The 11,507-nt window shown below is 42.9% G+C and carries 8 protein-coding genes and 1 tRNA gene; 1 reads left to right on the forward strand and 8 read right to left on the reverse strand.

Annotated features, from left to right (window positions below):
* Positions 1-122 precede the first annotated feature (122 nt).
* Genes DW173_RS11505 through DW173_RS11515 form a run of 3 tightly spaced genes read right to left on the reverse strand, consistent with a single transcriptional unit; the run spans position 123 to position 2,157 of the window.
* A complete protein-coding gene (locus DW173_RS11505; RefSeq protein ID WP_004299905.1) occupies positions 123-794 on the reverse strand; it encodes an RluA family pseudouridine synthase in 672 nt (223 codons plus the stop codon).
* A 9-nt stretch (positions 795-803) separates the two neighbouring features.
* Positions 804-1,550 (reverse strand): 3-oxoacyl-[acyl-carrier-protein] reductase, encoded by a 747-nt coding sequence (gene fabG / locus DW173_RS11510; RefSeq protein WP_004299904.1) that lies wholly within the window; start codon positions 1,548-1,550, stop codon positions 804-806.
* 16 nt (positions 1,551-1,566) lie between these two features.
* Positions 1,567-2,157: a TetR/AcrR family transcriptional regulator gene (locus DW173_RS11515; protein ID WP_004299903.1), complete on the reverse strand. Its 591-nt coding sequence runs from the start codon at positions 2,155-2,157 to the stop codon at positions 1,567-1,569.
* Positions 2,158-2,394: 237 nt separating this feature from the next.
* Between DW173_RS11515 and DW173_RS11520 the strand changes: the two genes are divergently transcribed.
* Positions 2,395-2,467 (forward strand) — tRNA-Met (locus DW173_RS11520).
* Positions 2,468-2,727: 260 nt separating this feature from the next.
* Here DW173_RS11520 and DW173_RS11525 read toward each other — a convergent pair.
* The 5 genes from DW173_RS11525 to DW173_RS11545 are packed head-to-tail and all read right to left on the reverse strand — an operon-like array spanning position 2,728 to position 11,464.
* Positions 2,728-3,525, reverse strand: coding sequence for a sialate O-acetylesterase (locus DW173_RS11525; RefSeq protein ID WP_008645237.1), 798 nt, complete (start codon positions 3,523-3,525; stop codon positions 2,728-2,730).
* Between the two features lie 17 nt (positions 3,526-3,542).
* Positions 3,543-6,218 carry a glycoside hydrolase family 2 TIM barrel-domain containing protein gene (locus tag DW173_RS11530; RefSeq protein ID WP_120144475.1) on the reverse strand — a complete coding sequence of 892 codons (2,676 nt, stop codon included), beginning with the start codon at positions 6,216-6,218 and terminating at the stop codon, positions 3,543-3,545.
* Positions 6,219-6,237: 19 nt separating this feature from the next.
* Positions 6,238-8,592 (reverse strand): TIM-barrel domain-containing protein, encoded by a 2,355-nt coding sequence (locus DW173_RS11535; RefSeq protein WP_120144476.1) that lies wholly within the window; start codon positions 8,590-8,592, stop codon positions 6,238-6,240.
* An 8-nt stretch (positions 8,593-8,600) separates the two neighbouring features.
* Positions 8,601-10,394, reverse strand: a complete 1,794-nt coding sequence (locus tag DW173_RS11540; RefSeq protein ID WP_120144477.1) for a glycoside hydrolase family 71/99-like protein — start codon at positions 10,392-10,394, stop codon at positions 8,601-8,603.
* Between the two features lie 56 nt (positions 10,395-10,450).
* Complete coding sequence (locus DW173_RS11545; protein ID WP_004310453.1) at positions 10,451-11,464, reverse strand: DUF6528 family protein; 1,014 nt, start codon at positions 11,462-11,464, stop codon at positions 10,451-10,453.
* Between the last annotated feature and the right edge of the window lie 43 nt (positions 11,465-11,507).

Here is an 11,507-nt window from a genome sequence, read left to right on the forward strand (position 1 = left end):
GAAAAATGGCAGGCAGGTTTACTCTTTTGGCAAGTTCCAACCACAGATTTACACGGTTTTCCACAGAAAAACTGCGTACCGTCTACTAAATAACATAATAAATGAATCTGTGGAAATCCGTGTTAATCTATGGCGAATCCTTTCCATAAATTCCCTTCGGGAAGAGGAGCTTCAAGCTCTATCAGTTCTTTTGAGACAGGATGTATGAACCGTACTCTCCGGGCATGCAGACAAATGCTCCCATCCGGATTGGAGCGTGGAGAGCCATATTTCAAATCTCCCTTGATAGGGCATCCCATTTTTGCCAGCTGACAACGAATCTGATGATGACGTCCGGTTTTTAAATCGACTTCGAGCAAATAGTAATTCTCCGAATGACCGATCAACCGGTAATGCAAGATCGCTTTCTTGCTGTTCGGCACTTCTTTGTCGTATGCATAACTTTTGTTCTGCTTTTCATTACGTACAAGAAAATGTACCAGTTCACCTTCCGGTTCTTGCGGAGCATTTTTCACAACCGCCCAATAAGTCTTTTTCACCTCACTAGTGCGAAACATTTCGTTGAGCCTTGTTAATGCCTTACTCGTTTTGGCAAAAATAACAAGACCGCTTACGGGGCGGTCCAGCCGGTGTGTCACACCGAGGAAAACATTTCCGGGTTTCTGATACTTCTCTTTCAGATACTGTTTCACAGTCTCCGAAAGCGGCGTATCCCCCGTCTTGTCTGCCTGGACAATCTCGGAAGCGGTCTTGTTGACTACAATGATATGGTTGTCTTCGTATACAACAGTCATTCTGTTCGATTACATATTCATACCACCATCTACCTGAATCACCTGACCTGATACATAAGAAGACATATCAGAAGCCAGGAAGGTAGCGATGTTTGCCACATCTTCAGGAGTACCACCACGACGCAAAGGAATTTTCTTTGCCCATTCAGCTCTTACTTCGTCAGAAAGAGCAGCTGTCATGTCTGTCAGGATGAATCCCGGAGCGATAGCGTTGGCACGGATGCCGCGAGAGCCCAACTCTTGTGCGATAGACTTAGCCAATGCAATCATACCTGCTTTGGAAGCAGCATAGTTAGCCTGTCCTGCATTTCCGTGAACACCTACAACAGAGGCCATATTGATAATGCTACCAGCTTTTTGACGCATCATGATAGGTGTACAAGCATGGATGAAGTTAAATGCAGACTTCAGGTTCACGTTGATTACCATATCCCATTGCTGTTCGCTCATGCGCATCATCAAACCGTCACGAGTGATACCGGCATTGTTTACCAATATATCGATCCGTCCGAAGTCCTTGTGGATTTCTTCAACGACCTTTGCAGTATCTTCAAAGTTAGCCGCGTTAGAAGCGTAACCTTTGGCTTTCACGCCCATTGCTTCCAATTCTTTAGCTGTATTTTCTGCATTTTCGTCAATGACAAGGTCAGTAAATGCGATGTTTGCGCCTTCGGCAGCAAACTTAAGAGCGATAGCCTTACCAATACCGCGAGCAGCACCGGTTACAATGGCTGTTTTTCCGTCTAATAATCCCATACTAAAAGTTATTTAATTAAATTTCTGTTCTATGCAGTGCGCCAAACACAATGTTGGACACATATCTATTTCTTGTATCTTCATCCAGATGTGCACCTATATGGCCTCGAATATAAGGAACTTCAATTCCTTTCACACAATAATGTATCAAGTCGGCAGTCATCTCCACATCGTCAATATGGAAAACTCCTTTTGCCTGTCCTTCCAGAAGAACAGCTTTAAAGAGCTGGACTTCCTTTGCATCAAACTTCTTGCGAACTTTTTCCACCCGCCATATATCACGGAAGAAATAAGCACGCAGTGTTCCGTTTCGATAGACGACCTCTTTTACTGCGTCCAACCGGGTATATATCATCTCCAACAATTTCTCGTCCGGTGAGATATTTTTCTCGGCCACCCGCTTCATCATATCCGACAGAATATCCAATTCCGATTCCACAACAGCCAAATAAATTTCATCCTTACTTTTAAAATAAGTATAGAGCGTTCGTCTACCTTTTTTAGAAGCAAGAGCGATATCATTCATAGTTGTGTTTTCTACTCCCATCTTCGCAAAAAGCTGACGGGCTACATCTACTAATTTGGCTTTTGTCTTGGATACGGTCATAGGTTACAAATTGCACATTGCTGAATATTTTGAGCAAAAGTAATTCTTTTCTTTAGACCATACAAGAAAATAGAGAGAATATTAACATTTGTATATTAATAGGTGCTAAGAAAAAGTTTCATCATTATTTCATTCATTCTCAACTAAATAAGAAAAAAATGATGATTTACTCGAAAAATATTCAGCAAATTATTTGTTTGTTTCAAAAAAAGCCGTACCTTTGCACCCGTTAAACATCGCGGAGTGGAGCAGTTGGTAGCTCGTTGGGCTCATAACCCAAAGGTCATTCGTTCGAGTCGGATCTCCGCAACTAAAGATAAGAAGAATCGCAGAAATGCGGTTCTTCTTTTTTATGACGACTCTTCTTTACTGGTTTTATTCACAACCTAATTTCAGTTATCAACAAGGATATCAACAAAGTTATTAACAGGTTAATTTGCTTATAACAAGACAATTAAGCATATAGACTCCTTTTCTATCAACAAGGCAGTATTTAGTTATTCACCATACAAAAGCCGGCTGATTCATGAGGGATCAGCCGGCTTTTATGTTCCTTCGAAAAAGGGTATCCTATTGATGTTTATAAAACTTCAGTATCTTTTTCGCATAACGTTTTCCTAATAACAGTTGTGCTTCCGTATTAAAATGAGGGTCTTTCTCATCTTTATACCATCCCAATCCTTTCGATGATACCCAATCGGAATAGGGAATAAATGAAGAAACTTTTTTAATCATCTGATTAAAGGGGACTGTACCTGCTTCTCTTTTCGTCCAGTTCCATTGTGAAATCTGTCCTACAACAACCGGTAGATCCGGCATGTCCAGATCTTCCCGCAAGTCTTTCACCAAAGAAATCAGTTTCTGTTTATACGCTTCCGGATTCGAACAATCGGCTTCTCCCTGATGCCAAAGGATTGCTTTCAAAACACCTCCCTGCTTCATTGCAATCCGAACCCGGGAAAGAGCTTCTTCATAATATCCGTCTTTACTCCCTTTTAGCCAGGAGTTGATGGATGAGCCTCCACGCGCATTTACTACCAGCCCGACAGGACGTTTCGTTTGTCGGGCCATCTCTTTAGCAAAGCCGTAAGCCGGTCCCAAACGCTGCATTGACAAATCTTTCCGAACTGTAGAATAACGATTGAGAGGATTTACTGCCGGTTCAAAATTCCCCTTATCATTCAATAGATACACATTTTGGAGGGTATCCATGACTTCCGGAGTTAATGTTGCACGCCCCGCCATGTTGGATTGTCCGATGCATACATACAAGTCAAAAGAAGACGGAACATTCTCCTTTACATTCCCGGCAAAAGCAAATAAAGATTGCAGGAGGAGAAAAGACAGTAAATAAATAGACCTAAGCATATTGACAGTGTTTATGATTAATAGTTTCTATAAATACGGATAGCGTTCAGAATAGGTTCTCCTTCTTTTTTATGAAAGTCAACACTCAATCCTTTTCCATCCTTCACCGTTACTACAAACTTCTTGATAACAGCACGGGCATATCCGTAATCACGAGCTATGTTGAAATCATCCAAAACAGTCGTTCCATTCATTGAAATTCCGAAGCTACGGTTTCCGGCAAACGTCTGTTCCGAGTCAGCTCCCAGATTATAAACCAACGCTTCCCTCTCTTTGTCCGACTCCAATTCTGCCCAGTACAAATATACGGAATATTCTCCATTCGGTACATCAGCTTTAAAAGATTTTATTCCAACACGTTGAGTCTGGAAGATTGGATTCATATCCGTTCCCAGAATGTCAATATCCGAACCAAGCATACTGCCGAATCCTGTTTTACGACGATAAGAAGTTCCGCCTACAAATCCCCAGCTACCGGGCTTATACTCCTGCTCGGGAATCCATGCTACATTTGCTGTACGGTCTTCAAAATATCTCGGAGAACCCAACATTACATTTATTTCCGTAAATGGGATTGCTTCGTCTTTCAACTGTGAGCCTACCAACCGGAACTGAATCCGGAGCATATCCCGCAATTTGCTATCACCAGCCACAGCAACCGCTTCCAGGAGATTCTCCCCACCAACGAACGGTACATCGAACAAAGCATAATTATCTTCCACCTTTTTCTTTCCCAGACTCTTATTGTTCACAAACAGCTCTACTTCTTCCGCATTGGAGAATACAGGAACAGACTGAATACATTCTTTCTGTGCAGTATTCACCACTCCCCCACGGCTTTTCCACTCCCGATTACCTATAACAAGTATCGGACGACGTGACAAAGCTGTCTTATAAAACCAATAAACATCCTTCTTCTCCCTGTTTAATCCGACAACTCCTTTATTGTTTACATGAGGAACAGCATCGACACGGGATTCGGAATAAAAATCATTCAGATTCCACAGACTGGAACCGGCAATAAACGGACGTTTCATCATTTCACGGAGATAATGTTTATGATACACCAAACCATATTCCTGTGAGAAGTCGAAACGTTCCGGCTGGTAGGAATGAAGTCCCGGATCTACTCCCGGTCCATATTCCGTAACCATCAACACTTTTCCCTTGTATACCTTATGGGCACGGTCGAGCAAACGTTGAAACTCATTGATATCCGGCTCATACCAGCCTTGATACAAGTTCCATCCCTGAATCATCGGGATTTCGGTCAGATGGGCATCTTCGTAATATTGAGGCATATTATGATAAGCCATCATGGTATATCTTGAAGGATCTTCCTCGCGGATGGTCGCTTCCAAGGCACGGGCTACTTTTTCAGTAAAGCGGTAGTAATCTTCCAATTGCTTGCCTTCGGTATAAGGGCGACGCAGAAAAATCTCATTCATATACCCCCAAATCATAACAGAAGGGCGGTTGAAATCCTGACGTACCATTTCTTTAGCCATCTCAACGGAGTTCTGCAAAAACTCTTCAGTTTCCGTAACAGCATTGACAACGGGGATTTCAACCGAAGTCACAATACCCAGTTTATCACACATTTCCATGATTACAGGATCTTGGGGATAATGTGACACACGCAGGAAGTTCCCTCCCATCTCTTTCAACAGTAGTACATCCTGTACATGCAACTCGTCGCGCAAGGCATTTCCTTTCTGAAAATAATCCTGATGCCGGGCAGTTCCGATTAGTTTACGTCCTTTGCCATTCAGGAAAAAGCCCTTTTCCGAATCAAATTTAAACCAGCGCAAGCCTAACGGATTCACCACTTCATCCAGCAAAGTACCCTTTTTCTTATCGAGAATACGCGTATATACCATATACCGATAAGGATCGTCTATATCCCACAAACGGGGCGAATCTATTTTTATCTTTTTAGAGATGTCTGTCTTTGTTTCACCGGATGCCAGCTTTATTTCCGCATGAGTCTTTTTCACTTCCTTACCATCCGCATCGCAGATTACATTTTCCACCCTGATTTCTGCAGGTTGGAGTGTATTATTCGTCAGTAATGTAGTAATTTCTACCGAGGCTGCGGAGTTGTTCACTTCGGGTGTACGGATATAAACTCCTGACGAAGCATAATCATTCGTTGCAATGTGCACCGGATTCATAAACTGCAGATAGACATCCCGGTAGATACCGCCAAAGAAAGTAAAATCGGCAGATAAGGGAGGAATATTCGGATTATAGACATTGTTCACATAAATGGTAAACAGGTTTTCCTGTCCATAACGCAAATGGGAAGTGATGTCAAAACAGAAACGGGTATACCCTCCTTTGTGTTCTCCCACGAACTGACCGTTCAGATAAAATCGTACTTCCTGATTGGCTCCTTCAAAATAGATCACTGCCTGACGTCCCTCCTGGCTTTTATCTACAAACAATTGTTTCCGGTACCAAGCCGGTCCCCGATAAAATCCCGGAGTTTCGTCGTCTGCATCTTTATTATTCCATGTATGAGGTATATTGACCGTCTCCCAAGAAGAGTCGTCACAGCCGGCCAGCTGCGCTTCAAACGGAGATCCTTTTGTAAATTTCCATCCGTCGTTGATTGTGTATACCACACGCTGTTGCGCCTGTGCCCATCCCACAATAAACAATAGAATAAAAATATAGAGAAACTTCTTCATAATCGATATATACTTATAATTAAAACTTTATTTTTACTTCTCTACCTGTGTAGACGCACTCTTTGCTATCAAGAGCTACACCTTCAGGCAGATATAATTTCACATGCATTTTTATTTGTTCCGGCATACCGGGATAAGTTCCCTCACGCAGTCCAATAGTCAATGTCCGTTCCGAATCTTTCCATTGCATCGGCACTTTCGAACATACACCCTCTTCATAGCGGTAGGAATCACCTTCATCCTCATACCATAAAAAAGCAGCATCCGCTCCTCCATAGATACGCAATTCCAGTTCACGATCGGGATATTCCATCGCATATTGTTTCACTTCTGCCAAAGGCAAGATAGAACCAGCCTTCACATAGAGCGGAAGTATGTCGAGGATATTTGTCTGCATTTGTTCTCTTCCTCCTTCAAAAGCTTCTCCGGTCCAGAAGTCATACCAATATTTACCGCTATGTTCCGGCAGATAAATACAGATGTTCTTTTCTTCCGATTGCGGATGAAATACCGGACGCACCAATAAGGAAGTACCGAACATATAGGCATTATCAATATCAAATGTCCGGGTATCTGTTGTGAAATCCATTGCCAAACCTCTCAACATGGTATAATTATTGGCGGTTACCTGATGGGACATTGAGTAAATGTATGGCAACAGACGGTAACGCAGATAAATATACTTCACTTGATTATCATAAGATAATGTCCCCTCTTCACCGAATTGCCAAATTTCACGCGGCACATTCGTACCGTGAGCACGGAAGATAGGAGTAAATGCGCTAAACTGGAACCAACGGGAATATAACTCTTTATAATCATTACTTTTCAGTCCGTCGGGATATTTTGCATCCCGTTCTGTGACAAAGAATCCTCCCGTATCGGAAGTCCAATACGGAATACCGGACATAGACAAGTTTAAGCCGGCAACCAGTTGTTTGTGCATATTCTCCCATGAAGCCGAAACGTCACCCGACCATACGGCTGTACCATAATGCTGTTGCGAGGCAAAGGCGGAACGAGTTAGGATAAATATACGCTTCTGATCGCTCTCGGCGCGCAGGCGTTGATAGAAGTCCTTTAGCATTTCTAAAGAATAAGTGTTCAGATAACGGTGGAAGCTACCCAGATAAGTATTACCAGCTGATTTGGTCTTTTCTTCCTGCTTCAACTGTGTGAATCCATCCCGGAAAGATGGTTCCGTTGCATCCATCCACCAAGCATCCACACCCATATCATAGAGTCCTTTCTTGAGGTATTGCCAGAAAATATCCCTCGCGGCAGGATTGTAGGCATCAAAAACCTTATAACCTGCCCATGTAGGTTCACTAAACAATGCACCGATAGAATCCAAAGACTGATAGACAGCCGTTTCCGGTCCGAATCCGGGCCATACGGAAAGCATAAAATGAACATGGTCCTGTTGATGCAGTTCATCAATAACTTGACGGGGATGATTAAAGTTTGCCGGATGGAAGGTCAGGCTGTTCCAATGAGGTTTGTCTCCCCAATATTCCCAGTCCTGCACAATGTTATCCAACGGAATTCCCCGTTTACGGTATTCTTTAACGACTGCCTTCAATTCATCGAACGACTTATAACGTTCTTTGGACTGCCAGAAGCCATACACCCATTTTCCAAACATCGGCACGTCCCCCGTCAATTCCCGATAACCGGCAACGACTTCGTCCATATTCTTACCATAGACAAAATAATAGTCGGAGGCATCACCTACTTCGGAAGTAAATGAGTAGCCCTCCTTCGTATCTTCAAACTTCGTAGAAGAATAATTATCCCATAAGACACCGTATCCGTTGGTCGAAATAAGGAACGGATTGACAATATCCATATTGGCCTGTAACAGAAGTACAGATTTCCCCCGATAGTTCATGATTCCATTCTGATACTGTCCCAGTCCGTAAATGGCCTCATCCTCGGTAGGAACAAAGCGTTGAGTGACTTCGAGACATTGTTCACCTCCGGCAACCGAACGTTTGAAGTTCCGTGCCTTTCTATCCCCTTTCTCTTTTAGTAATAACTTACCTGTGGATGTTTCCTGAAAAATGAAAGCCGCATCTGCCTTATCAAAAACTACGGAAAATTCACGGGTGCGAAAGAGCAGCTTCTGTCCCGTATCTTCCCATTTATAATCTTTGAAAGCCGGCTTTTCCGAATCACCCACCAATCTTTTTGTTACCAGCGTATCACCTTCGGGAAAAGACAGAATCCGCACGCACCCCGCCGACATAAACTCGACCCGATATTGAATACTGTCAGATACGAAAGCACATCCCCTACCGTCTTCATGAACCGGAGAGGAACATCCGATGCAGGATAGTACAGATAAAACTAATAACCAATTAAAACTCTTCATCCATGCATTTATTTGACTGAGTAGATCGTATAACCCAATGACAAATTACGAACTACGACATTTCCTTTTAAATAGAAAGTAGGCATATTGAATCCATTCATGATATTATCCTTATACAATTCTACTTTTGCGCTTTTCCATTCACCTGTATTGTCGGTACGTATCCGGGATACAATTTTAAACGGCTCTTTCGGTTCGCGCTGTGTAGATGAACGTATAAAAAGAGATTCATTTCCCTTGTCCAGGTATTCAAAATAGAGATACCCTACATAGTTATTCATTTGTAATTTGGAAACCAGCTCTTTGGGCAAAGAGATAGAGAGAGTTTCTTCGGCATTGTAACCACCGGATTTTCGCTTTCCCTGAATCTTCATGTCCGACTCACGCAAACGCATCATCTCAACCGCCAAAGCGGATTTTGCTGTCTTGACATCATTTTCTATTTGTGACAACAAGCCTATCGCCACCGGATAACGTCCCTGGCTAATCAACAATGCCGCCTTATCGAGCGAACGTTGACAAGCGGATACGTCCATCTTCGTCTTTTCCAGGAAACGGGCTTCTTTTCGCAGCCGGAAAAGCATTAAAGGTAAGGTTAATCCACGCTCGTCCGCCTGTTCGTCTTTGAATTCCGCTGCATACTTTAAAGTCGTACGTAGTTCACGGTCACCGTTTTCAATGGTCGGCTCTATTTCGTGTCCTTCGGTATAGTCACTCCACGAAGCGATAAACATCATGTCCAGGCTGTCCTTCTCTGCCATACAGAACTTCCACATACTTTGATAAGTTTCTCCATTGTTACGAGGGATATAATAGAAGTGTCCACGTCCCCAGCCTGCACAGCCCCGGTTATCCATTCCCGGCATGGCAAATCCCGACTTAATGGTATAAGCAGGATTGTTACTATGCCAAATTGAATCACGGAAAGGTTTCATAAACTCAATAACATCATCCTGAGTGGCGTAATTATCCCATTCGGCATGTGCCTGATCTCTTGTACGGACACGGGCAGGAAGCCATGCAGTCGGTATTTCTCCCACTTTTTCCCAAGCATCCATATCATCACTGCGGGTGACGGGAATGTATTTATCATTTTCCAGTTTTCCCCAATCCGCCCAACGGCGTAAGGCAACGGGCTGCCTCATTCCTTGCGGAAACTTCACTTGTGATAACACTTTCTTGTATTCATCGACTTTCGCTCCGGGACCGAAATGATAAAAAACAGGCATTCCTTTCACCATAGGAGCAGTCGGATCTGTGAAGACACTATCTACCAGATATTGATAACATTTAGCCATGTATTCGGTCTTTGCCTCACGGGTGTTAACTTCCGGATAAATCTTCGTAATCCAGTCATAATATAACCAACCGTCGCACCAGTTTACGCCGATTTCAAAGTCATACTTTGCTGCCACTTTCTGCATCTCACGCAGCAAGATGTCATTTTCGTGAGGCTTGAACCCCCATTCGATAAAGAATCCATCTATCTTAGCCGCTTTTGCCGACAATATCTGATATTCGATATAATCGGGATCGAGATTGGACTGCATTCCGACTTGGGGATAAGCCACTGCCGCTATCTCATGCCGCCCTTCACTATCTATCAGATCGGCATTATAACACAGCGACTTCCTTCCGGTACTTGATTTTTCCGTATTGGCATACATTTCCCAACGGCCCAACTTTCCGTCATGCTGCCGGGTGTAACGTACACCGTGGAAGTCGGCATACACTTTCTTTCCATTCTGCGCCAAGGCCGGTAATGCGATAGATACCAATAAAAAAAGAAGAAGTTTCCTCATTGTTCCAAACTTAATTATTCAACTTATGTACTTAATCAATCTTCCACCATACTTAATCAGTCCTCACTCAACACGAAATCATGCTTTTCCGGATAACTGAAAAGATTGTCTATCATCCAACGGCCTTTATAAATCTTGGCTCCGTCCATTTTGAAAAGTTCTTCTCCCTTCTCATTTACAAGTCCTTCTGCCCACCACTCTTCAGTCGGTTTCAACATCAGGATTCCATCCGGTCCGTTGCAGATACTTTTTATATCGGCTATGCTGTAAACTTTCTCGCAAGTAGGTTCGGTAGAGTCATTAGTCGTAGCGTCGGTAACTCCAGTCAAATCAAACTTATAGACAGCCGAAGCAGCAGTAAGCCATAATTTATCTTCTTCACCATATACCGGGAACAAATCATGCCCACCCGATTCATTGCTGAATGTATAAAGGGTAGTCTGATTTATTAACTTGGGATTACTCCGGTTGCCATCGTACTTAAAACGGAATAATGCAGTCACTCCCTCTTTTTTGGTAGCTGTAGCATAAAGATACGATCTTTTCTTATCCCAAACAACATTATGCGCATTACCCAACTTCACCGTATTAGCTTTTGCTCCCAATACCTTAACCGTGTCAACCACAAAGGTATTGATTTCACCGGATTTAGATTCTGCCGTCACGATATTTCCATCGGGCAATACCTCCGCAGAGTGGGGATTCTGTCCGCAATTTGCGTAGAACATTAATTTATGATCGGACAAACGGATTAAAGCCACAGCTCCGCCGGAGGCAGTCATCAAGATATAGCGTCTATTGAAAACCGGTTTTACTTCACTCGGATTAACAAACCAACCCTGCTGTGCAGCAGGAACACAGGCTGTATAAGGATCCCAACTCCAAATATTGCGGTGCGTCTCCGCATCTCTGATGACAATAGCCCGTCTGGATTGTTCCGCCAGTACATAAGCCTTTTCCGGAAGTTGAAAGATTTCATTTTTTACTACAGGAGCGGCATCATCATCGGAACATGCTCCCAAAGCTATATTAAATCCTAAAAGGATTGCAAATAAACTAAACTTCTTCATGGTCATAACTATTTTAATTCTAAATATTCAATTTGTCTATTTA

This window comes from Bacteroides sp. AM16-13 (assembly GCF_003602705.1).
In the GTDB taxonomy this organism is placed as follows: domain Bacteria; phylum Bacteroidota; class Bacteroidia; order Bacteroidales; family Bacteroidaceae; genus Bacteroides; species Bacteroides xylanisolvens.